The organism is Roseinatronobacter sp. S2 (assembly GCF_029581395.1).
In the GTDB taxonomy this organism is placed as follows: Bacteria; Pseudomonadota; Alphaproteobacteria; order Rhodobacterales; family Rhodobacteraceae; genus Roseinatronobacter.
Window position 1 is genome coordinate 670,994 of the sequence record NZ_CP121113.1, and the last position, 23,126, is coordinate 694,119.

General features: G+C 59.3%; 23 protein-coding genes. 5 read left to right on the forward strand and 18 right to left on the reverse strand.

Annotated features, from left to right (window positions below; genetic code table 11):
* Positions 1 to 8 precede the first annotated feature (8 nt).
* Together P8S53_RS03135 and P8S53_RS03140 are read right to left on the reverse strand one after the other, a co-directional pair.
* The gene (locus P8S53_RS03135) at positions 9 to 1,049 is read right to left on the reverse strand and encodes a TRAP transporter substrate-binding protein (protein ID WP_277805711.1); all 1,041 of its coding nucleotides are present in this window, start codon (positions 1,047 to 1,049) and stop codon (positions 9 to 11) included.
* Between the two features lie 150 nt (positions 1,050 to 1,199).
* Positions 1,200 to 2,462, reverse strand: a complete 1,263-nt coding sequence (locus P8S53_RS03140; protein ID WP_277805712.1) for a LysR family transcriptional regulator — start codon at positions 2,460 to 2,462, stop codon at positions 1,200 to 1,202.
* A gap of 185 nt (positions 2,463 to 2,647) precedes the next feature.
* On the opposite strand from P8S53_RS03140, the gene P8S53_RS03145 reads away from it, so the two are divergent.
* The 3 genes from P8S53_RS03145 (at position 2,648) to P8S53_RS03155 (ending at position 6,183) form a co-directional block, all read left to right on the forward strand.
* Positions 2,648 to 3,457, forward strand: a complete 810-nt coding sequence (locus tag P8S53_RS03145; RefSeq protein ID WP_277805713.1) for a sulfite exporter TauE/SafE family protein — start codon at positions 2,648 to 2,650, stop codon at positions 3,455 to 3,457.
* Between the two features lie 24 nt (positions 3,458 to 3,481).
* Positions 3,482 to 4,411 carry an AEC family transporter gene (locus tag P8S53_RS03150; protein WP_277805714.1) on the forward strand — a complete coding sequence of 310 codons (930 nt, stop codon included), beginning with the start codon at positions 3,482 to 3,484 and terminating at the stop codon, positions 4,409 to 4,411.
* 74 nt (positions 4,412 to 4,485) lie between these two features.
* Positions 4,486 to 6,183, forward strand: coding sequence for a thiamine pyrophosphate-requiring protein (locus P8S53_RS03155; protein WP_277805715.1), 1,698 nt, complete (start codon positions 4,486 to 4,488; stop codon positions 6,181 to 6,183).
* Positions 6,184 to 6,517: 334 nt separating this feature from the next.
* Here the strand turns inward: P8S53_RS03155 and P8S53_RS03160 are convergent, their stop codons facing one another.
* The 7 genes from P8S53_RS03160 to dapA form a co-directional block, all read right to left on the reverse strand.
* Entirely contained in the window at positions 6,518 to 6,838 is a 321-nt protein-coding gene (locus P8S53_RS03160) for a YciI family protein (RefSeq protein WP_277805716.1), read from the reverse strand.
* On the reverse strand, positions 6,838 to 7,680 hold the full coding sequence (locus P8S53_RS03165; RefSeq protein WP_277805717.1) for a class III extradiol dioxygenase family protein: 843 nt from the start codon (positions 7,678 to 7,680) through the stop codon (positions 6,838 to 6,840). Before P8S53_RS03165 ends, P8S53_RS03160 begins: the two co-directional genes overlap by 1 nt.
* On the reverse strand, positions 7,673 to 8,023 hold the full coding sequence (locus P8S53_RS03170; protein ID WP_277805718.1) for a protocatechuate 3,4-dioxygenase: 351 nt from the start codon (positions 8,021 to 8,023) through the stop codon (positions 7,673 to 7,675). The genes P8S53_RS03165 and P8S53_RS03170 overlap by 8 nt, the downstream gene beginning before the upstream one ends.
* Positions 8,020 to 8,739 carry an alpha/beta fold hydrolase gene (locus P8S53_RS03175; RefSeq protein ID WP_373418508.1) on the reverse strand — a complete coding sequence of 240 codons (720 nt, stop codon included), beginning with the start codon at positions 8,737 to 8,739 and terminating at the stop codon, positions 8,020 to 8,022. Before P8S53_RS03175 ends, P8S53_RS03170 begins: the two co-directional genes overlap by 4 nt.
* 72 nt (positions 8,740 to 8,811) lie before the next feature.
* Positions 8,812 to 10,218, reverse strand: coding sequence for an aminomethyltransferase family protein (locus P8S53_RS03180; protein WP_277805719.1), 1,407 nt, complete (start codon positions 10,216 to 10,218; stop codon positions 8,812 to 8,814).
* A 117-nt stretch (positions 10,219 to 10,335) separates the two neighbouring features.
* On the reverse strand, positions 10,336 to 11,067 hold the full coding sequence (locus tag P8S53_RS03185; RefSeq protein ID WP_277805720.1) for a GntR family transcriptional regulator: 732 nt from the start codon (positions 11,065 to 11,067) through the stop codon (positions 10,336 to 10,338).
* 189 nt (positions 11,068 to 11,256) lie between these two features.
* Positions 11,257 to 12,135 (reverse strand): 4-hydroxy-tetrahydrodipicolinate synthase, encoded by an 879-nt coding sequence (gene dapA / locus P8S53_RS03190; protein WP_277805721.1) that lies wholly within the window; start codon positions 12,133 to 12,135, stop codon positions 11,257 to 11,259.
* A 129-nt stretch (positions 12,136 to 12,264) separates the two neighbouring features.
* Here dapA and P8S53_RS03195 point away from each other — a divergent pair, with 129 nt between their 5' ends.
* On the forward strand, positions 12,265 to 14,250 hold the full coding sequence (locus tag P8S53_RS03195) for a lytic transglycosylase domain-containing protein (RefSeq protein ID WP_277805722.1): 1,986 nt from the start codon (positions 12,265 to 12,267) through the stop codon (positions 14,248 to 14,250).
* 5 nt (positions 14,251 to 14,255) lie between these two features.
* On the opposite strand, the gene P8S53_RS03200 is transcribed toward P8S53_RS03195, so the two are convergent.
* From P8S53_RS03200 to mutM, 9 genes are all read right to left on the reverse strand, one after another.
* On the reverse strand, positions 14,256 to 14,876 hold the full coding sequence (locus tag P8S53_RS03200) for a LysE family translocator (RefSeq protein WP_277805723.1): 621 nt from the start codon (positions 14,874 to 14,876) through the stop codon (positions 14,256 to 14,258).
* Positions 14,873 to 15,304, reverse strand: a complete 432-nt coding sequence (locus P8S53_RS03205) for a VOC family protein (RefSeq protein ID WP_306417862.1) — start codon at positions 15,302 to 15,304, stop codon at positions 14,873 to 14,875. Before P8S53_RS03205 ends, P8S53_RS03200 begins: the two co-directional genes overlap by 4 nt.
* Positions 15,305 to 15,306: 2 nt before the next feature.
* Entirely contained in the window at positions 15,307 to 16,398 is a 1,092-nt protein-coding gene (gene recF, locus P8S53_RS03210) for a DNA replication/repair protein RecF (protein WP_306417863.1), read from the reverse strand.
* A gap of 169 nt (positions 16,399 to 16,567) precedes the next feature.
* The gene (locus P8S53_RS03215; protein WP_277805726.1) at positions 16,568 to 16,990 is read right to left on the reverse strand and encodes a type II toxin-antitoxin system PemK/MazF family toxin; all 423 of its coding nucleotides are present in this window, start codon (positions 16,988 to 16,990) and stop codon (positions 16,568 to 16,570) included.
* Positions 16,991 to 17,007: 17 nt separating this feature from the next.
* The gene (dnaN, locus tag P8S53_RS03220; RefSeq protein ID WP_277805727.1) at positions 17,008 to 18,126 is read right to left on the reverse strand and encodes a DNA polymerase III subunit beta; all 1,119 of its coding nucleotides are present in this window, start codon (positions 18,124 to 18,126) and stop codon (positions 17,008 to 17,010) included.
* 104 nt (positions 18,127 to 18,230) lie between these two features.
* Positions 18,231 to 19,586 carry a chromosomal replication initiator protein DnaA gene (dnaA, locus tag P8S53_RS03225; protein WP_306417864.1) on the reverse strand — a complete coding sequence of 452 codons (1,356 nt, stop codon included), beginning with the start codon at positions 19,584 to 19,586 and terminating at the stop codon, positions 18,231 to 18,233.
* A gap of 563 nt (positions 19,587 to 20,149) precedes the next feature.
* Positions 20,150 to 20,416 carry a 30S ribosomal protein S20 gene (gene rpsT / locus P8S53_RS03230; RefSeq protein ID WP_277805729.1) on the reverse strand — a complete coding sequence of 89 codons (267 nt, stop codon included), beginning with the start codon at positions 20,414 to 20,416 and terminating at the stop codon, positions 20,150 to 20,152.
* A 148-nt stretch (positions 20,417 to 20,564) separates the two neighbouring features.
* Positions 20,565 to 21,341, reverse strand: coding sequence for an enoyl-CoA hydratase (locus P8S53_RS03235; protein WP_277805730.1), 777 nt, complete (start codon positions 21,339 to 21,341; stop codon positions 20,565 to 20,567).
* Between the two features lie 63 nt (positions 21,342 to 21,404).
* Positions 21,405 to 22,268, reverse strand: a complete 864-nt coding sequence (gene mutM / locus P8S53_RS03240; protein ID WP_306417865.1) for a bifunctional DNA-formamidopyrimidine glycosylase/DNA-(apurinic or apyrimidinic site) lyase — start codon at positions 22,266 to 22,268, stop codon at positions 21,405 to 21,407.
* 104 nt (positions 22,269 to 22,372) lie between these two features.
* On the opposite strand from mutM, the gene ubiE reads away from it, so the two are divergent.
* Complete coding sequence (ubiE, locus tag P8S53_RS03245) at positions 22,373 to 23,125, forward strand: bifunctional demethylmenaquinone methyltransferase/2-methoxy-6-polyprenyl-1,4-benzoquinol methylase UbiE (protein WP_277805732.1); 753 nt, start codon at positions 22,373 to 22,375, stop codon at positions 23,123 to 23,125.
* Position 23,126: the final 1 nt, after the last annotated feature.

The window sequence follows — 23,126 nt, forward strand, 5'->3', positions numbered from 1 at the left end:
ACCCTGCCTTAGTCTACTTCGACGCCGGCAACTGCCAGCAATGCGCGCCCGTCAATGCCCTGCGCCTCCATCTCCGCGACCCATTCTGCATAGATCGGGGACAAGGTTTCAAGGATGCGCGCCTGTTCTTCTTCTGACAGTTCGATCACTTCCTTGTTCGGGTCGTTGCGCACGAATTCCACGCTTTCATCAGCGCGGTCCAGGTAGGCTTGTGTTGCCTTCTGGCTAAGCTCAATGCCGGTCAGGCGGTCAAGCAGGGCCTGATGTTCTTCGCTCAGGTTGTTGTAGCTGCCTTCATTCATGACCACGGTGAACTGTGAACGCCCGAAAATCGGGCCGGGGATGGTGTAGTAATTCGCAACTTCATGCATGCGGAAATCAAGGATCGTGGTGAAAGGCACCATCGCGCCATCAATCACGCCGCGTTCCAGTTGCGGATACAGTTCGGTGATGGGCATGGCGACAGGGGTGCCGCCCATCTTTTCAATCTGGCCCGCTTGTGCCGCCGAAGGCGACCGCAGGATCATGCCTGCGATATCGTCCAGATTGCGGATGGGCTTGTCGCGTGTGTAGATGCCCGCGTCATCTGCCGCCCAGAGTGCCAGAACCTTCAGCCCGTCGAATTCGGGGTCCAGATAGCCATTATCCAGCAGGTTCCACATCAATTCCGTGGTTTCGATGCCATCACTGGACAGGCCGGGCAGTTCTATCATCTGCGTGCGCGGAAACTGTGGTGATGTGTAGCCCGGCAGGCTGAACGCCATGTCCACAGTGCCTTCTTGCGCCTGACGGATCAGTTCCGGCGCGCCGCCGCCAAGCTGCATGGACGGATACAGGGTCAGTGTCAGCTCCCCGTTCGATTCCGCCTCGATCTCGGCGGCAAGGGGTTCCAGAATGTTGGTATAGATAATGTGGCTTGGTCCGACAAATGTATGCAAACGCAATTCTGTTTGCGCCAAGGCCGGAAGTGCTGCGAAAAGCCCGACACCAAGTGCCAGACCCGCAGTTGTAGTGCGCAAAGCGCCCTTAAGACGGTAAGTGTTATTCATGATTTCCTCCCTCTGTAGCGGCGATACCCGATAAGTTATCTGAGCTGCGGCGCTGTGGCCAATGTATGCATAAGTTAAAGCAGATTTCAAATATAGCGATGCTCAAGGGTCATTGATTTCACAATAAAGTCATAAGCCCAACGCAATCCGCTATCTTTTTTGTGTCTTGATGCGTGTCGATGATTCCTGAAGAAATTCCAGAAAATTCCGTTGTAACCGGTTGGGCAGGGCTGAACTTAGTGATGTGATTCCAATGACCCTGTGCGCATCTTCCAGCGCGAAATCCAGCGGCACCAACAAGCCCTGCGTGTATTCATATTCGATCTGGCTAAGGGAAATCAGTGTCAGCGCGTCAGAGTCCATAAGCAAGCCGCGCACAACCACAAGCGAGCCTGTCTCGACATGGCCCCGCGCGGGGTCTTCCAGCCCGTGCTGCGCTGAAAGCCGTTCAAAAACATGGCGGGCGGGTGCATCGCGTCGCGGCAGTATCCATGGAAAACGCGCCAGATCGGCGCCCTGAAGATTGCACCCCGCCAGCGGATGCCCTGCACGGGCCACGATGCACAGCGAATCCTTGAACAACGCGCGTTCCTCCAGTCCTTTTGCCCTATCGGCCCCGCGCAATGCCCCGATGATGAAGTCGCACGCGCCAAGCCGCATTTGCTGAACCAGTGCATCATACGCGCCATCAATAATTTCGATTCGCGCAGCGGGGTGGCGGGCCATCAGGTTCACCACCGCGCGCGGAACAAGCTGCGTGCGCGCAAGCGGCAGGGCACCGATCACCAGATGGCTGTCGAACACGCCTGCACGTTCGCGCAGTTCCGCCTGCGCCAGCGTTATTTCATTCAGCGCAAGGCTTGCTTGTTCGGCCAGCCGTTGCCCCGCCGCCGTCAGGGTGCGCTTTCGTTGCCCGCCTTCAAACAGGGGCTGGCCTGCAATGCGTTCAATGTCGCGACATGCGCGCTGCACCGAGGATTCGGCTTGTCCCAGTTTTCGGGCGGCCGCCGCAAAACTGCCCGATGTGGCGAATGCAGATACCGCCCTGAGTTGCGCCGTGCTGGCAAAGCGCACCAGCATGTCCCCCGCCTGTGCGCGGTCGGTCGCTTTGCGCCCCTTCAGGGCGGGCCCGGTGGCGCGCAGATGCTCCAGCGCCCTGCGGGCACGCTTGACGACAATTTCGCCTTCTGGTGTGGCGGTGACATTGTTCCCCGACCGCTCTATCAGGCGGGCACCAAACACTTCGGACAGTTTCGCGACGGCCTGTGATGCTGCGGGTTGCGATATATGCACCTTGTTGGCCGCAGCGGTCAAAGAACTTTCACTGACAGCCACATCAAGAAGCCGCAGGTGCCGCAGGTTCGGCAGCATGATTGCGGATATGTCTTCGACAACACCTTCGCGCGCTTTCATCCTGTCCCCCCCCCGTCTTGCAGAAACCAGATCTTGCAGAAACCAGACATTGCAAAATTCAAACCTGCACCCAGGCATAAGGAAAATGCAATGATAACTTGTTATGCTTTCTTGGAAGAATGATTATCCTATTGTATATAATAAAAATAATCTTTCACACATCATAGAATAAAAGCGGGTTATTCGTGCGTCATGCAGGCTTGCAATCCCTGCGCGGCCATATGATCTTGTGTCTGGATCATGCCATTGGGGGGGAGTTTGTGTTAAGTATCGTGCTGGCGATCCTGGCTGTGGCCTTGGGTGGCATCATGAAAGGTGCAATCGGGGCAGGTGTTCCCATCATTGCGGCACCCGCCCTGACAATGGTGTTCGGGGTGCAAACAGCCGTGGCGATTCTGGTCGTCCCTAATTTGCTAAGCAATGTCTGGCAGGCATGGGCCTATCGCGACAAGGCCCTGTCGCGGCGCTTTCTGGTGCTGTTTGCGGGCGGTGGAATGATTGGTGTCGTATTGGGGACATACCTGCTGGCGTCGTTGCCACAGGAAACATTATCGTTGCTGGTCGCATTTTCCGTGATGGGATATATCACGCTACGGCTGGCCAAACCGGGCTGGGTTCTGGGGCGCGCGACAGCGGACCGTTTCAGCGGTGTTGCGGGAACATTGGGTGGCCTGTTGCAAGGGGCCACCGGAATTTCCGCACCAGCATCGATTACCTATCTGAATGCCATGCGCCTGCCGAGAGAGGCATTTATCGGAACCGTATCCATTTTCTTTGTTGCCATGACCGCGGCCCAGATCCCCGCACTTTGGAGTGTGGGGATATTGACGGGCGAACGGCTGGCCATGGGGTTTGTGGCGCTGGGCATCGTTTTTGTGTTCATGCCGCTGGGCACATGGCTGGGGCGCAGAACATCGCCCAAGGTGTTTGACATCACCATGTTGGTTGTTCTGGGGGTGATTGCAGCAAAAATACTGATTGAAACCCTGTTCTGACCCAATCAACTGGATAGCCCGGCAATGACCCTGATTGAGATATTCCTGCCTGTTTTTGCGGTCATCGGATTGGGGTTTGTGGCCATACGCACCCGCTATCTTGATCCCGCAACGGTGCAGCCATTGGGCACTGTGGTCATCCGCATTGCGCTGCCCGCGTTGATTTTGCTGGCACTGGCCGGAACGCCCGCACAAGGCGCGCTGAACACCGGGTTCTTGCTGGCTTATGCGGCGGGATCGCTGGGGACGATGCTGATCTGCATGGCCATTGCGCGGTATGTTCTGGGGTTGTCACGGACAGTGACTGCGGTTGTGGGGTTGGCCGTGTCCATGGCCAATAGCGGCTTCATGGGGTTGCCCATCGGACAGGCGCTGATGGGCGCGGAGCTGGCCACATTGATTCTGGCGCATTGCATGATCGTCGAGAATGTCCTGATTCTGCCGCTGGCTCTTTTGCTGATTGCGCTGGCGGCACAGGGTGATGTGCAGCAGACGCGGCGCAAGATTATGTCGGATCTGCTGCGCAACCCGCTGCTGATCGCATTGCTTGTCGGGTTGGCAATATCGTTTGCGGGCATTGAACTGCCAGAACTTGCCCGTGACACGCTGGCATTTCTGGCGCGTATTTCCGGCCCGCTGGCGCTGCTGGTGATCGGGGGAATGCTGGCAAGCCTGCCCGCGCAGGGGCGGGTGACGGTGGTGGGGCTTATGGTCGCGGGCAAGCTGGTATTGCACCCGCTGACGGTATGGGGGGCGACGGGCCTTGTTTCCGGCATCGGCGGGATGATGGCGATGGGGGCGGTGTTGTTCGCGGCCATGCCGATGATCACAATCTTCCCGCTTTTGGGGGCAAAAGCGGGGCAGGGGCAGTTGAGTGCATATGGCTTGCTGGTGGCCACGCTGTGCAGTTTTGCGACCCTGCCTGTCGTGGTGTATTTGCTGGGCATCGCCTGAGTTTGGGATGTCCGGATCAAGCGGGGCGAGCGCGTATCGCACGCGCGCCCCCCGCATAACAAAGGGAGAATGTCATGCATAAGCCGCAAGTTTCGGCAGGGGCTGCGCTGCTGGCGCGGCTGAAATCCGTGGGCGTCGATTATATTTTTGCAAATTCCGGCACGGATTTTCCACCCATCATCGAGGGGCTTGCAGAAGCCACCGCCAAGGGCATGCCACTGCCTCATGCGCTGACGATCCCGCATGAACATGCTGCCATGGGTATGGCGCACGGGTATTATCTGGCCACGGGGCGGGCACAGGCGGTCATCGCGCATACGGATGTGGGCCTTGCGAATTGCGCCATCGGGGCGCTGAATGCCTATGTGGAACATGTGCCGATCCTGCTGTTTTCGGGCCGCACGCCGACTGTTGAAAAGGGCCGTTTCGGGGCGCGGACGGTGCCCATTGGCTGGGGGCAGGAAATGCGCGACCAGACATCGCTGGTGCGCGAAGCCACCAAATGGGATTATGAATTACGCTTTCCCGAACAGGTGCCCGATCTTGTGGACAGGGCGCACGCCATCGCATCATCCACGCCGCGCGGTCCGGTTTATGTGTCGCTGCCGCGCGAAGTGCTGTGCGAACCCTGCCCCACTGAAGGGGTGGATGCCCCGCCCAGGATGCGGGCACATGGCGCGCATGCCGCCCCGGATGACATTGCCGAACTGGCCCGGTTGATTGCGCAGGCAAAATTTCCTGTGATCTTCGCGCAGCGTGGTGCAGGCAACGCGCAAGGCTTTGCCGCGCTGGACAGGATGGCGCGGGACTGGGCGATTCCTGTGTGCCAGTACTGGGCCAACCAGCTTGCGCTTGCGACCGACCACCCGATGGCGGCCCCCGCAGATGGCGGCCCCCTGCTGGCGCGCGCCGATCTGGTGATCTGTCTGGATACGCTGGCACCATGGATGCCCGCCGCACATGAACCGCACGCGGACGCAAAGGTGGTGCAGATTGGTCCGAACCCGTTGTCACAACGCACGCCAATTCGCAATTTCCGCGCGGATATGGCCCTGTCCAGCGATGTGGCGCCAGCGCTTCTGGCGTTGGAGCGGGCCTTGGCATCGCATGCACCGGACGCTGGCGTGGCCGCGCGGTTTGATGACATCGCCGCCAGCAATCGGGCGGCGCGCAACGCAGCCCTTGTGGCCGCCGCGCCCGATGACGCGCAGGGCATGACCAAGGACCAGATCGCGCGCATGGTGTCGGATGCCCTGCAAGGCGATGATGCGACCGTCTTTTCCGAACTGGGCTGCCCGATGGCATCCATGCGTCTGACCCATGCGCAGGCGTGGTATCAAGAACCCCATGCGGGCGGGCTTGGCTGGTCGTTGCCAGCGGCCATGGGGTTGCAACTGGCCGCGCCCGACAGGCTTGTTGTCGCCACGATGGGGGACGGGACATATATGTTCGCAAATCCTGTGGTCTGTCACCAGATTGCAGAGGCGCTGAACCTGTCCATTCTGATTGTGGTGCTGAACAACAATGAATGGGGTGCGGTGCGGCAATCGGTGGTAGGCCTGTATCCTGATGGCTATGCCGCACGCGCCAATCAGGTGCCGCTGACGGGCCTTGCGCCCAGCCCCGATTTTACGATGGTCGCGCAAGCGTCCCGTGCGTTGGCCATGAAGGCTGCGGACCACGCGCAATTCGCCGATGCGTTGCAAAAGGCGCTGGTCCATATTCGCGCGCGCAAGGGCGCGGCCTTGATCGATGTGCGCACACGGCCTTGATTTCAGCTTGTGATACGGGTTTGTTCAGATCTGGTTGAATGGCCGGTTTATGGCCTTTTGCGGTCATTCGCGCGGGGACTAAGCCCGCGCCAGCGGTGGGCCGGGGTCTGCCGATCCGACGCCAGTGAAGTTCACTTTATGCAGGCGGCATACTCCCAAGATCAAAGGCTTGGCCTGTCATCAGCCAAATCGGCAGGCCGCGGGACGGCCCACCGATGGCGCGGCGGGCTGCGCCCTTGATTCCGCGCCTTGGGCGCTTTCCTGATGTCCCCTTCAGGCCAGTATCAACCAGCCTTGCGTGTCCGCCTGACGCGATCAAGCCTTGGCGCTGGCCTCATCCGACGGTCAGGGGCGTAATGCGGTCGGCGCGGAATGTATCGGCCAGCCGTGTCAGGGTGATGTCGCGCACCACGCCGCCCTTGGCAAACGGGTCCCCTTCGGCAAAGGCGCGGGCATTTTCTGCGCTATCGGCCTGTAAAATGCCGAAATTGCCAATTCCCTGGCCCGCGTCATTCCAAAGCGCACTGCCCGTCAGCACCACCGCCAGACCATCCCCGCCGGACGCGACCCAGTCGCGATGTTGCGGGCGCAATTCGTCGCGCAATGCGGCCACCATTGGACCGTCATTGTGCTTGCAGATCATCAGAAAGAACATCAGCGCGTATTCTCCAGCAAAACCATGCCTGCGCCGGTCATGGATGCGGGCGCGAAATAATGGTCGAACAATGTGGTGACGGTGTCATCCATACACCCGCGCATGACCAGCCACATGATAAGCTCTGCGCCCTCGGACCCGAACTCCTCGACGTAATCTTCGCGGGACATGGTGCGGTAGCGTTCGGGGTTGGACCCGATGCGCGCAATCCATTCGCGGTCGGCGGTCGGGTTGATGAACCCTGCGCGTGCGCCCTGCAACTGATGCGACAGCCCGCCGGTGCCCATGACCAGCACTTTTTCATCCGTCGGATAGCTTTCAATAGCGCGGCGCAACAGGCGCCCCAGATCCCACATGCGTTGTGGTGTGGGTATCGGATACTGGATTGTATTGATCAAAATGGGCACAACCTTGACCGGCCACGCATCCGGCCTGCCGAATGTCAGCTCCATCGGGACTTGCAGCCCGTGATCCACGTCCAGTTCGCGGCAGATCAGGGGGTCGAAATGCCCCTCGACCATGCGATCGGCCAAGTGCCAGGCAAACGCGTCCGCGCCCTGAAAATCCGGCACCGGACGCGGCCCCCAGCCTTCATCCGCAGGGCGATAATTCTCGGACACCCCAAGCGCGAGTGTCGGCACACGGTCCAGAAAGAAGGAATTGCCGTGGTCATTATAGATCACCACCGCAATATCGGGCTTATGGTCCGCAACCCATTTCTGCGCCGGCACATAGCCATCGAAAAACGGCTTCCATTCGTCACTGTTGCGCAACCCCTTGTCCAGCGCCGCCGCGATGGAGGGAACATGGCTGGTGCCCAGCCCGGCAAGCAATTCAGCCATTGGTGACTTTCCCCAATCGTGTGTCCAGAAATTCCTGCAAACCCATTCCCGCCTGCGCCGCGCCGATTTCACGAATGGGCGTCGGGTCGACGGCGGAAATTTTCAGAATGTAGAACAGGTTGCCGCCCAGCCGCACCATTTCCGCCCAGTCGCGGGCTTTGACCGCCGCGCGCTGCGCGGGTGTCAGGGCGAAACGGTCCAGATAGGCGTCTTCATCCGCGATAAATGCCGCGCGCCCGTCAGGGGTGCTAAGGCCCATGGCCATCTTGTTCAGCGCGTAGCCTGAATTGCTGCGGGGGCGGTCAAACAGCGGGGTTTCGGGAATGCGGTCCGGGTCGGTCATTGGGTTGCCTCTTGAATAAGTGGTTTCAGGCTGCGGACCCATCCGGCCAGCAATCCGGCCACGGCGGCGGGCTGCTCGACAGGGGCGAAGTGGCCGGCATCTTCGATGATTTCCAGCCGTGCCTGTGGGCAAAGCTGCGCAATCGCTTCGTGTTGTGCGATGGGCGACCATTGGTCCTGACGCCCGACCATCAACAGCAATGGCGCTGTATAGGCACCAATGGTCGCGCTGGCATCGGGGCGGTCCATAAGCGCGCGCATCTGGCGCTCGTGAATTTCAGGTGTCATGCGGCAAACCATGCGCGTCAGCCCGTTCATGACGGCAGGATCAGGCGTCAGCCCTTCGGCCATCATGCCGGGCAACCATGCTTGGGCCAGCCCGTCCATGCCTTGCGCATAGGCCAGATCGATCATGGACTGGCGCTTTGCCTGCTCGCCATCCTTGCGGGGGTGCATGCCGGTGTTCAAAAGCGCCATGGCGCGAATGCGTTCGGGGGCCATGCGCGCCATTTCCATGGCAACGCGCCCGCCCATGGAATGGCCGACAACAACCAGCGGGCCGCCATGACGGGCCAGAAGATCGTGTGCCATGTCGGGAATGCTGGCCTGCGTGGTGACATCGGCCACCGATATGGGCAGATCATCCAGTGCGTGTTGCGTGGCGTCCCAGACATGGGCATCGCATACAAGGCCCGGTATCAGCAGAATGCGGGTCATGGGGCGTCCTGTCATGTTCGGAATAGAAAAAGTGACCGGCGCCGTCGGGCGCCGGTCTGTCGGGGGGGGGGGTTAGCTGCTTTTGGAACGCCAGCTATCCGCATAGTTTTCGCGTGCTTCACTTGCATAAGGTGTCGGCGACACCCGCACACGAATTTCGGTCTGCTTATGCTCCTCGGTCGAGGTCTTGCCGGTTGGTTCAGGCTCGCCCCATTTCATGGTTAGCACATCGCCGACCTGAACGGATTGGTCCACCACACCAAGGCTAAGCACACAGCGTTCATTGAAGCTGTAGCCGTTGAACATGGACATGCCGACCATCTTGTCGCCATGCATGACCATATCTGCGCTGGACGATGCGTAGTTCGGCTGCGGGAAGTCGATCCATTTGTAAGGCGTGCCCTGATCGAACGCAGAGGCGATGACCTTCAGCACATCTTCGCGGTTCCATTCAAACGTGACCTTCTTGCGGTTCGACGCCGACCCTTTCATCGCTTCCAGTGCGGATTTGCCGATAAAGTCGGGTTTTTTCCAACCGATATAGAAATCATAGCCCAACTCGAACGGGTTGACGTAGTAATCTTCGATATTGTCGGAAACGAAGCTGCCGCCGATTGCGCCAGACGCTTCATAGCTGTCAGCGCCCAGCCAGTCGCGGTAGTCGGCCAACATGCCGTCGCCTGTGTAGATGCCGGGCAGGGGCGATGGAATCCAGCCTGATTCCAGTGTGTTGGTGGAATAGGCGCGGCTGCCGCATTGCACCAGATTCACACCTGCATCGCGTGCAGCTTGCAGGATGGTCGAGTGGATGTAATCCTTGTCCTTATACGGACCCCAGATTTCCAGACCCGGCGCGCCGGACATGCCGTGACGCAGCGCCTGCACCTTTTTCGACCCGACATTGATCCAGTCAACATGGAAGAACTTGATGTCCTGAACCGGGCCGCCATTCATCTTTTCAAAGATTTTCGGCGCGTCCGGCCCTTGGATCTGAAAGCGGTAATGTTCACGCAGGACACGCTCGCCTTCGGGGCGCGACGGGCTGCGCGGGTCATAGCGCAGGCGCACGTTCCAGTTGCCATGCGCGGCGCAGAACATCAGCCAGTTCGATGTCGGCGCGCGGCCGACAAGGATGTATTTGTCTTCACGTTCGCGGAAAATGATGTGGTCACCAATGACATGGCCATTGGGGGTGACAGGAACGTAGTGCTTGGCACGGTTCAGGTCGAAATTGGCGAAGTTGTTGATGCCGTGATGGGACAGGAATTCGGTTGCCTGTGGCCCCTCGACGATCAGTTCGTCCATGTGGTGGCTTTGGTCAAACAGCACGGCTGACTTGCGCCATGCTTCCTGTTCTACCCGCCAGTTGGAAAATTCGGGCGCGACGACGGGGTAGACATACATCCCGACTTTCGAATCGCGCAGCATTTGCACCGGATTGCCGGCGGCTGCCATTTTGGTGGCAAGACTTTGAGTCATCTGAAACCCTCCCAGAAACATGATGTATACATGAAACTAAAAGAAATGGCTGAATATGCAAGCAGAAACCGCCGGATCAGGCCAGTTTTTATGCGTAGATGTATACAGCAGTCGGTTCTAACTGGACAAAAGCGCCAGACTGGCGACGCCCTCGCGCAAGGCCGCTTCGTGCGAAAGCAGGTATTCCACGTTTCGGCGCGCCGCGCGCGCATGTTCGCGGGCCAGTGATTCGGCGCGCCCGCTTTCGCGATTTTCAATCGCATCAATGATGGCGCGGTGTTGATCTTGGGCAGACCCAAGCGTCTTTTGCAATGTGTCGATCCGCGTGTGATCATCCAGAAACGCCGAGGGAGAGGCGAAGGGCAGTGCCGTTACCCGCGCAATTTCGCGTTGCAGAATGTCACTTCCGCTCATCCTGGCCAGAAGCAGATGAAATTCGCTGTTCAGCGCGGAATATGCATCCATATCAATGCTTTGATCCGATACAACAGCATCAATCCCGTGTAGCACCTTATGCGCGCGATCCAGCAGCGCAGCATCGGCCCCGCGTTCAGCCGCATAGCGCGCGGCGGTTCCTTCCAGAACCCCGCGCAAATCGATTGTGTCCACCACATCAGCCAGTCTGAAGCTGCGCACAACAAACCCGCCACCCTTGGCGCGTTCCAGCAGGGTTTCTTCGGCCAGTTGTGACAGGGCCGCGCGGATGGGGGTGCGGGAAATGGCAAGTTCTTCGGCCAGCGCGACTTCGAACAATCGGGTTCCGCCCGGCAGCTGGCCGCTAAGAATGCGTTGGCGCAAGGTAATCAGGGCGCGCTGGGCGTGTGTCGATGTGCCGGTCTGTGCGTCCATTTTCTACACCCCCGTTAGGTATACACGTCTATACCACTGCATTGCCACGCTATGTATACATGTTGCACCTGCTTTTGCGCAAGCTTTGATAGAATTTGGCCCGTGGGACCGGAACGTCCGACAGTCCCCTGGCGCAATTTCCTGCACCAAGGGCATCATAATGCGGATCAGATCCGGCCCAATGGCGCGTTAGTTGACAAGCCCTGCGTGGCGCATGGCTGCATCCATCAGTTTTTTGGTTTCATCGGTCAGGCCCAGAAGCGGCAGGCGCACATCTTCGCGGCAGCGGCCCAGACGCGACAGCCCGTATTTTGCCCCCACCAGACCGGGTTCGGCAAAAATGGCGACATGCAGCGGCATCAGCATGTCATGGATTTCCAGCGCGCGCGCATGGTCGCCCGACAGGCTGGCTTGCTGGAACTGCGCGCACAGGCGCGGCGCCACATTGGCGGTGACCGAAATGCAGCCGACGCCACCTTGCGCGTTGAAGCCCGGCGCTGTGGCATCTTCACCCGACAGCTGGATGAAATCCGGCCCGCATGTCATGCGTTGCAGGCTGACACGTTCCAGTTTGCCGGTCGCATCCTTGACCCCGATGATGCGCGGCAGTTCTGCAAGCCTGCCCATGGTTTCGGGGGACATGTCCACGACCGAACGGCCGGGAATGTTGTAGATGATGATCGGCAGGTCACTGCAATCATGCAGCGCCTTGAAATGGGCAATCAGTCCTTCTTGCGTGGGTTTGTTGTAATAGGGTGTCACAACCAGCGCGGCATCGGCCCCTGATTTTTCGGCATGGCGTATGAAACCCATCGCCTCTGTCGTGTTGTTGGACCCTGCGCCGGCAATCACTGGCACGCGCCCGGCAGCGGCCTTGACCACTTCGTCAATGACACGCTTGTGTTCATCATGGCTAAGGGTGGGGCTTTCGCCGGTGGTGCCTACGGGGACCAGACCATGCGACCCTTCGGAAATCTGCCAGTCGATCAGCGCATGCAGCGCGTCAAGATCAAGCGCGCCGTCCTTCAGCGGTGTGACCAGTGCCGGAATGGAGCCTCTGATCTGCATGCGCGCCTCCCTCTTTGGTGGTATCGGATCAACCACAGACCCGAGCCTTTCGCAAATGTGTGTTGTGACTGTGTCACAGGCGGTTAGAACTAACGGCAGATATTTTCAAGGTGAAAAGAGGTTGGTGACATGGTGCAGTCGGGTGGAATGTGGCGGAAATCCAGTGTTTCGGGCTGGATTCTGGCTGGTTTCCTGTCACTGGCGGGGTCTGCTGCGCAGGCGCAAACCGCACCCCCCCCATCACGAGAGGCGGGAATGCTGGCCCTTGCACTGGCGGAATCCGCATCTGGAAACTGGGATGGCGCGCGGGCCATGGCTGCATCCAGCGGCGCGGTCGCGCAGGCCTTGATAACATGGCAGGCCCTGCGCGACGGGCAGGGGGCGTATGCGGACTTTCTGGCCTTTCTGGATCAGCGCGGGCATTGGCCGCTGATCAACACAGTGCAGCGCCATGCCGAAGGGTTTTTGCAAGATCGCAGCCCGACGGAAATTCTGGCATTCTTTGAAAACCGCACGCCCCTGACCGAAGATGGCCATGTCGCGCGGATATTGGCGCTGCGCAATCTGAACCGTTCGGACGAAGCATTGGACATGGCACGCGAGCTATGGGTGTCCATGCCCCTTGGCACGTCAGCCGAGGCGCAGTTGAACAGCGCCTTCGGGGAGTCCTTGCGGGCGTTGGACGCGGCGCGCGTGGACATGCTGCTTTGGGCCGGTGACCGGCAGGGCGCGCAGCGCCATCTGGACCGGCTGGATGCAGGGCAGCAGCGCCTTGCCCGCGCGCGTATTGCGTTGCAGGACCGGGCGCAGGGTGTGGATGCGCTGGTGGCGGCAGTGCCCGATGATCTGTCGCAGCACCCCGGCCTGATGCGCGACAGGTTCGAATTCCGCATGCGGGCGGGCAATGCGGACGGGGCGGCGGATTTGTTGCTGGCGCAATCGCGCCATCCCGCAGGGCTGGGCCAGCCTGATGCATGGGGCGCGCGGCGCGTGTTTCTGGTGCGCACAGCCATGTCCGACGGCGATTACCAGCGTGCCTATGATCTGGCCACGCCGCACGGGCTGGAAGACGGGCTGCATTTCGTCGATCTGGAATTTCTGGCAGGGTTCATCGCGTTGGTGTATCTGGACCGGCCAGAGGCGGCACTGGGCCATTTTCGCGCCTTGCGTGTGCGGGTGAACAGCCCCATCAGCCTTGGCCGTGCCGGATATTGGGAAGGGCGCGCGCATGAGGCGCTGGATGACCCGATTTCCGCACAAGCGGCCTATGAATTCGCCGCCGAACATCAAAGCAGCTATTACGGCCAGCTTGCCGCAGGCCATCTGGGCCAGACACTGGATACGGCCCTTCTGGATGCACCGGATTACCCGCATTGGCGTGATACCGATCTGGCGCAATCAGACCTGCTGGAAGCCGCACTTTTGCTGCGCGAGGCAGGGCAATGGTATGAAGCGCGCCGCTTTGTGCTGTTTCTGGCACGACAGTTGGACACCGAAGCGCAGCTTGGTGCCCTGGCAGATCTGATGCTGGCGCTGGGAGAGCCGAATTTTGCCCTGAACGTGGCGAAAATTGCGGTTCAGTCCGAAATTGTGTTGCCGCGCGCCTATTTCCCTGTGACCGACCTTGCGCAGGCGCAGTTTGATGTGCCGATGGATCTGATCAAGGCCATTGCGCGGCGTGAAAGCGAATTTGATGCAGCCGTGATCAGCCCCGCTGATGCGCGCGGCTTGATGCAGGTTTTGCCCGGCACGGGGCAGATGATGGCGCGCAAGCTGGGTGTGCCGTTCCAGCCCGCAGACCTGACGCGCAACCCCGAACTGAATGCGCGTCTGGGTGCGGCCTATCTGGATGAATTGCGCGCGGAATTCGGCCCGTCGCTGGCCTTGGTCGCGGCGGGGTATAATGCGGGGCCGGGCCGTCCGCGCCAGTGGATCGAACGGCTGGGCGACCCGCGCGACCCGTCAGTTGATTTTGTGACATGGGTGGAAAGCGTGCCATTTGCGGAAACGCGCAATTACATCATGCGGGTGGCAGAATCGCTGATGGTTTATCGCAGCGTTCTGGCGGGCGAGGCGCGCCCCATAGACATGGAAGCGCTTATTCGCGGGCAATGACGTGGTCAGGTAAGTGCGATCCCGATGGCCACACAAATCATAAGCGCGCCCGCTATGGTGTTGGTCAGCGCCAGTGCCCTGCCTGATTTCAGCAGGTTGCGCAGTTTTCCAATAGCCAGCGCCATGCCCAGATTACCCATCATCGGTATCAGCGCGGATACCGCCAGAATTGCCGCCACATCCGCAGTGGTGATGCGCGTCAGGTCAAAAAAGCCGGGCAACACGCCCATATAGAACAAGATCGCCTTGGGGTTGGCCAGAATGACGGTTACACCCGCCAGAAACCCCGCCATATGGCCGGGGCGTGTCAGGCGGCTGTCGGCGGCAATGCGGCCATGCGCATGCCGGATAAGCTGCACCCCCATCACCACAAACATGGCCACGGCGACCCAATTCATCAACTCCAGCAGATCACCGTAAAGTGTCAAAATCCATGTCAGCCCGAAGATTGCGGCCAGCGGCCACAACAGATCCCCCAGCGCCACGCCCACGGCCAGCGGCGCGGCGGATGCGGCCCCGCCCGACATGGCGCGCGCCGTCAGGGCCAGCCAGACAGGGCCGGGGGTCAGAAACAGGATGACAATCGCGCCTGCGTAAAACAGCAATTCCAGCAGGGTAATTGTCATGGTGCCTCCGGCAGGGTCAGGGTGCCGTCATCTGCCAAGGGCCAGAACGGGTTATGTGCCACTTCCCAGACATGGCCGTCAGGGTCGGCATAGTAGCCGGAATACCCGCCCCAGAATACGGGTTCGGGGTGTTTCAGGGCGCGCGCCCCTGCGGCCAGTGCAGCGGCAAAGGCGGTGTCTACATCGGCCGGGCTGTTGAAATTCTGCGCCAGCGTTATGGCGCCTGTGCCCAGCGTGGTGCCCGCGCGGCCCTGATCTGCGGCCAGTTCCTTGCGCCCGAACAGCCCTAACGCCAGTCCGTTCATTTGATAAAACGCAACACTGTCCAGCGCTTCGGCAGGTTTCCAGCCAAGTGCTTGGTAAAACGCTCGGGCGCGCGGCAGGTCGTCCACGCCAAGGGTGATCAGGGTAACGCGCTGAACAGGCAGGGTCATGATGTGCTTTCGACAAGGTGCGAACGCCCGTCTGCGTCCGTCACGGAAAAATGCTGCGCGCGTGCGCCCAGATCGGAAAACAACTCGCGCCCGGTGCCCGTCATAAAGGCCTGAACGTGCAAGCTGCATATGGCGTCATAAAGCGCGGCACGGCGGTCCGCGTCAAGATGGGCGGCCACTTCATCCAGCAACAGCAGCGGCACAGTGCCGGTTGATGCCAGCGCGCGGGCATTGGACAGGATCAGGGAAATCAGCATGGCCTTCTGCTCGCCGGTGGAGCATTGCGCGGCCTCCATGCCTTTGGCGGCCCAGATGGCGCGCAGATCGGCACGGTGCGGGCCGGTCAGGCTGCGCCCTGCTGCCATGTCCTGACGGCGACCATCCGCCAAGGCGCGCGCCAGTTCCCCTTCATCCTGCGGGGCGCTGCAATCAAGCATCAGATCGGCCACGGGAAAGGGGCTGTCATGGTCAGCATGCGTGGCAAGGTTGGCGATGACCGCGCGCCGGTTCGCGCTGATCTGCGCCCCGGCCTGCGCCATCTGTGCCTCCAGCGCGCTATACCAAGCCCCGTCGCCCACCCCGTCGCGCAGCAGCTTGTTGCGTTCACGCATGGATTTTTCATAGGTCAGCACCTGCGCCGCGTGCTCGGGGCGAAAACTAAGCACCATGCGGTCCAGAAACCGGCGGCGCCCTTCGGCCCCTTCCAGCCACAGCCTGTCCATGGCCGGTGTCAGCCAGACCATGCCCAGCAGGGCGGCGAGCGCGACCTGCGGTGCCGCCTTGTCATCAATGCGCACTTGCCGCGACTGGCCGGATTCGGCCCATGTCTGGATATTGCGCGCCCCGTTGGGGGTGGACAGTTCGGCAATGATTTTCCAGCCCAGCAATTCTGGCTTGCGCGACAGGTCATCAGATGCGGCGCGCCGCAACCCGCGCCCGGGCGACAGCAGCGACACCGCTTCCAGCACATTTGTCTTGCCCGCACCATTGGGACCGGACAGCGCCACCGGCCTGCCATCAAAGGCGATCTGCGTGCGCCGGTGCGACCGGAAATGCGACAGTGTCAGCGATTGGATGTAAACACTCATGGCCCAGCGGTAGAAAGAAATGCCGGATAATGCCAGCAAGAAAAAGCCCCGCAAGGGCGGGGCTTCGTCAGCACTGGAACAAGGCTTGCTATCGCCAGTCTGCTCCAGTGGCCCCAGCGGGGTCTTAATGCGGATGATACCAGAGCCGCGACGCATTATACATGGAGTATCAGAGGTGTTTTGTCAAGGATGACAAACTTAAACCATGCAGCATCGCCCGCTGCAAATCCTTCAAACTCTCTGCAGGTATACACTCGATCTGATAGACGCGCCGCCCGCTTTCTTTCCCAAGCCTCAATAAATCTATACGATGAAATCCAGCGGAATAAATCATATCACACTTGGCCCAGCATGTTTTTGCCGCCCATCGGTCTGGAAGTTCAAACGGAATGAACAACTGATAATGATAGGGCATGACTTTATCAGGAGCGGTCGTGCTGAGAGGTATGACCGTGCAAAGATTTGGGCGGGCCTGAATTGGCTTGGAAACAACAACGCAAAGGCGCGGCTTTACCATTTCGGGCGTTTTGAAAGCCTCGTCGAAGGCCACACGAACGATGCAGCCCTGCCTAGGATGATATGAAATAGGCATGAGGGTGAATGAATGCCTTACACCCGCATTGGCATAACGACATACACTGCGCTGGTGTCGTTGCCTTCGCGCATCAATGTCGGATCGCCGGAGGCGTTGAACAGGAACACGGCGTTTTCACGGTCCACCTGACTGGCGATTTCCAGCAGGTATTTCGCGTTGAACCCGATTTCCAGCCGTTCATCGCCATAAGCCACGATCAGTTCTTCTTCGGCTGCACCCGAATCGGGGGCGTTGACCGACAGTGTCAGCTTGTCTTCTTCCAAAGACAGCTTCACCGCGCGCGAGCGTTCCGATGATACGGTCGCAACACGGTCCACGGCGCGCGCGAATTCATTGGCATCCACTTCCAGCCGTTTGGTGTTCTGGGTGGGGATGACGCGTGTGTAGTCGGGGAATGTGCCGTCAATCACCTTGGATGTCAGCGAAATATCGGGCGTGGCAAAGCGCACCTTGGTTTCCGACACGGACACGGCGATCTGCATGTCGTCATCTTCCAGCAGTTTCTTCAGCTCGCCCACGGTTTTGCGCGGGACAATGACACCGGGCATGTTTTCCGCGCCTTCGGGCAGCGGCGCGTCAATGCGTGCAAGACGGTGGCCATCGGTGGCCACACAGCGCAGCACGCGCCCGTTTTCACCTTCGGCGACATGCATATAGACACCGTTCAGGTAATAGCGCGTTTCCTCGGTTGAAATTGCGAATTTCGATTTGTCGAACAGGCGGCGCAAATCCTTGGCAAGCGCCGAGAAATTGGCCGAATATTCGCTGGAGGCCATGACCGGAAAATCCTCTTTCGGCAATGTCGCCAATGAGAAGTTCGACCGGCCCGCCGAAATTTGCAGCCGTCCCGTGCGCGGGTCGTCCACCAGTTCGACCAATGCGCCATCGGGCAGTTTGCGGATGATTTCGTGCAACATCACCGCCGATACAGTGGTTGAACCGGCACGTTCAACCATCGCAGGCGCGCGGTCCATGACTTCCACATCAAGATCGGTGGCGCGGAAGCTGACTTGTGCGTCCTCTGCCTCGATCAGGACATTGGCCAGAATCGGGATCGTATTGCGCCGTTCCACCACTGATTGCGCCTGAGAGACGGCCTTGAGCAAAATCGCCCGTTCGATACTGATCTTCATACCCCTGTCCCTTCGCCTATCCTTGCCCCCTGACTTATCGCCTTGGGGAGGCGTAGCCTAGCCAAAAAACAAGGCGGGACAAGGGTTTTTATGGTGTTTGCCACTTAGCTTTGCAACAGGCGGCGCAGCAGGTCTATATCTTCGGCCATCTGGTTGTCCGAACCGCGCATTTCCTCGACCTTGCGCACACCGTGCAAAATGGTTGTGTGATCGCGCCCGCCAAACCTGCGCCCGATTTCCGGCAGGCTGCGCGATGTCAGTTCTTTGGCCAGATACATGGCAATCTGGCGCGGGCGCGCAATGGTGCGGGTGCGTTTGGGGCCAAGCATGTCCGACAGGCGGATGTTGAAATGCTCTGCCACCTTGCGCTGAATTTCTTCGACGGTCACGCGCCGGTCGGACGTGCGCAAGACATCAGACAGGCAATCTTGCACCATATCCATGGTGATTTCCTGTCCGATCAGACTGGAAAACGCAAAGAGCCGCTGAAGCGCCCCTTCCAGAACACGCACATTGGTGGTGATACGATGGGCCAGAAATTCGATAACACCGTCGCCAATGCGCACTGGCCCATAGGTCTGCGCAAACTGCGCGGCCTTTTGCTGCAAGATGCCAAGGCGCAATTCATAATCTGTGGGGTGCAAATCCACGACCAGACCCCATTGCATGCGCGACGAAATGCGGTCTTCCAGTTCCTTGATCTCGCCGGGGGCGCGGTCGGCTGAAATGACAATCTGCTTGTTCTGATCCACGAGCGCGTTAAACGTGTGGAAAAATTCTTCCTGCGTGCTGTCCTTGCCTGCAATGAACTGCACATCATCGACCATCAGCACATCAACCGACCGGAACAGGTTCTTGAAATCCATGATCTGGCGATCGCGCAGCGCCTGAACAAACCGATACATGAACTGTTCTGCCGACAGATACAGCACTTGCAGATCAGGGCGCTTTTCCTGCAATTCCCAGGCTATGGCGTGCATCAGGTGGGTTTTGCCAAGCCCAACACCACCATACAGAAACAACGGGTTGAATGTAACATCGCCGCCGTCGGCCACGCGACGGGCCGCAGCATGGGCCAGCTCGTTGGGTTTGCCGACAACGAAATTGTCAAAATTGAACTTGCCGTCCAGCGGCGCGCCCTGAAGGTTGGTGTCGCGCTGGACCGCAGCAGGCGTATCGGCGGGGCGTGATGCGGCAGCGGCGGGTTTGTTGCGCGGTTGTGTGCCCACATTGAATTCGATGCGCGAAACCGCCGGATTGTCAGACCGCAGGCGCTGAAAAATCTGATCCTGATAGTTGCGCTTCACCCAGTCGCCAACAAATCGTGATGGCGCGCGAAATTCTACAACACCAGCATCCAGGCTTACGCATTCCAAAGGCTCTATCCAGCTTTTGTGATTGTTTTCGCCAATTTCTGACCGCAACTCCGCCGAAACCCGTGCCCATTGTTCTGATATCATTATGCCCCAGCCCGCATTCTTGTTCATCCCATCCATCAACGCACACAAAGAACTATAAGCAGGCCAGTCGGACTCCGACAGCCAGCTTTTACTCAAACAGAAGGCAGTCATCCGGCCTGACGGACGCACTGCGGTTTTCACATGGTCAGGAGGGGCAGGAACCATGTCGCGACAAAAAGCGAATGGTTCCGACAAAGCGGCAACAACATCAGACCCGACCGATGCCGGTTCATACCTATGGTGATGTCCCCCCCAGGACAGATTCTTTACATAGACGTATGCATAGCAATCTGCTCGTGCGGCGCGCAACAGAACATCGTGCTTGACAGCATTTCGGGCTGCAAAGAATCGAAGCCTGTCTGTTTCAGGTCACGCCCGCATTCCGGGGCAGGGCCGCCTGAAAAATTGTGCTGATATCCACTGCGTCGGTTTGTGCTGGAATGCACTGTGTCATCGGACAGATGCGCAGCACGGTCGAGATTCGGGATATAGTGGGCATAGGCCGGAATGCAAAAAAGGCGCAGATGCTGCGCCTTTTGCAAAAAGCTGTGGTGCGCCGGTCTTCAGGCGCCAAGGGCTTTTACGCGCGATGCCAGTCGCGACATTTTGCGGGACGCGGTGTTTTTGTGCAAAACGCCTTTTGTCACGCCGCGCATCAGTTCGGGTTGCGCTGCCTGCAATGCGGCGGCCGCGACTGCCTGATCGCCGGACGCAATCGCTTCTTCTACCTTGCGCAGATATGAACGAATGCGCGAACGACGCGCTTTGTTGATTTCGGTACGCTGTTCAACCTGACGAGCGCGTTTTTTAGACTGGGGTGTGTTTGCCATAGCGGGTCTACTTTCGGGTCTGTTTCAATTCTATTGCACCACAGACCCGACCCGTTCCAGGAACAGGTGACATTTCTTGCCTTAAGCGGGCCCACGCGCATGTGTCGGGCGATATAGTCCAGCGCGCACCAAAAGGAAAGCTGAAAGTTCAGCGGTCCCGGAATTGCGCGGTGCGCTTTTCCTGAAAGGCAGACATGCCTTCCTTCTGGTCTTCGGTGCTGAACAGCATGTGAAAGACGCGGCGTTCAAACAGCAAGCCTTCGCGCAAGGTGGTTTCATAGCTGCGGTTGACCGCTTCCTTGACGACCTTGACGGTGATCTGACTTTTCTCGGCGATCTTGGCGGCGGCGGCCATGGTTTCATCCATCAGCTTCTTGACGGGCACAACGCGGCTGACAAGGCCTGAACGTTCAGCTTCGTCCGCATCCATGAAGCGGCCGGTCAGATGCATGTCCATGGCTTTGGATTTGCCCACAAAGCGCGTCAGGCGCTGTGTGCCGCCAATGCCTGCAACGACGCCAAGGTTGATTTCGGGCTGGCCGAATTTGGCGGTATCGGATGCGATAATGAAATCGCACATCATCGCCAGTTCGCAGCCCCCCCCTAGCGCATAGCCGGACACGGCTGCGATGATGGGTTTGCGCACGCGCAGCATGGCGTCTGTTTCGGGGGCAAAGAAATCTTCCTGGAACATATCCACGAAGCCCTTGTCCGCCATTTCCTTGATGTCCGCACCTGCGGCGAATGCTTTTTCGGACCCTGTCAGCACGATGCAGCGCACCTTGTCGTTACGGTCGGCTTCGGTCAGGGCCTTGGCAAGTTCGCTTAGCAGCGTGGAGTTAAGCGCGTTCAGGGCTTCGGGGCGGTTCAGCCGGATCAGTGCGATATGGTCAGAAATATCGACGATCAGCGTTTCATAGGCCATGAGGCGGCACCTTGTTTGTTGCAATCAGCATCTTGGCATAACAGCTTGGCATTGGGGTTCAAGTCATCTTTGACACAGCGCACAATAGAAGCTGGACCGCCCTGATTGCACGATCCTGCGGATATTTCCCTTGCAGTCCGGTGTCATACAGGCAGCGTGCTCGCGGCCATAGACGCGAAAAGCATGCTGGAAATAGCCCAGTTCACCATCGGCCTGCCGGTAATCGCGCAGCGATGATCCCCCCGCATCGATCGCATCGCGCAAGGTTGCCCGAATCGCAGTGGTCAGTGATTCGATGCGCGCCATGCTGATACGCCCTGCCGCGCGGGTCGGGCTGATGCCCGCGCGAAACAGGGCTTCGCACACATAGATATTGCCCAGTCCGGCGATGATACGCTGGTCCAGCAATGCGGATTTGATCGGCATTTTGCGCCCTTTCAGGCGATCTGCCAGATAAGGCGCGCTGAAATCATTGCCCAGGGGTTCAGGGCCAAGGCCTGCGACAAGTTTGTGTTGGTCCAGCGTCTGGGTGGTGCACAGGTCCATCGCCCCGAAGCGGCGCGGGTCGTTGAATGTGATGCGCGCGCCATTTTCCAAGTGAAATATCACATGGTCATGCTTTTCGACGGGCGGGTGGTCGAAATGGAATTGCCCCGGTGCATGGCTGCCGCGCAGCCCTGACACAACCATACGCCCCGACATGCCCAGATGGATGATCAGTGTGTCCCCGCTGTCCATGTCCAGCAGCAGGTATTTTGACCGGCGGCGCAATGCCAGAACACGCGCCCCATCCAGCCTTGTGCCCATATCCGGCGGAAAGGGCCAGCGCAGCCCGTCGCGGCGCAACTCTGCGCGGGCAATGCGCACCCCTTCCATTGCTGGCAGCAGGCCACGGCGCACGGTTTCCACTTCGGGCAGTTCGGGCATCATTCCCCCCAAGGCTGGTCGTAGGGTCGCATTGTCACGCCCCCCCAATCCCCTATAAGGAGTGTAGCAGTTCCCCGACAAGGGGCAGTCAAGGGGCAAGACGCATGACGCAGGACGACAAGACCACGCATTTCGGGTTCCAGACCGTGGACGAAGATCAGAAAGCCGGCATGGTGCATGGCGTCTTTACACGTGTTGCGTCGAAATATGATGTCATGAATGACCTGATGTCGATGGGCATTCACCGTGTCTGGAAAGATGCGATGATGGATTGGCTGGCCCCGCGCCCCGGCCAGCGCCTGCTGGATGTGGCGGGCGGCACGGGGGATGTGGCGTTCCGGTTTCTGGGGCGAGCGGGTGATGGCGCGCGCGCAACGGTGCTGGACCTGACCGAATCCATGTTGATCGAGGGGCAAAAACGCGCCGAGGCCGAAAACCTGTCCCATGCGCTGGACTGGACCGTGGGCGATGCGATGGCCCTGCCATTTCCCGACAACAGCTTTGATGTCTATACAATCAGCTTTGGTATTCGCAATGTCACCCACATTGAAGATGCGCTGCGCGACGCATATCGCGTGCTGCGTCCGGGGGGGCGGTTGATGGTGCTGGAGTTCAGCCAGCTGCCCAATGAGGGGTTGCAGAAGCTCTATGATCTGTATTCGTTCAATGTGATTCCCGTTATGGGACAGATCGTGGCGAATGACCGCGACAGTTACCAGTATCTGGTCGAATCAATTCGGAAATTCCCCGATCAGGACCGGTTTGCCGCCATGATCGCAGATGCAGGGTTTGAACAGGTGAAATACCGTAATCTGTCCATGGGCATTGCCGCCCTGCATTCCGGCTGGAAAATTTAGT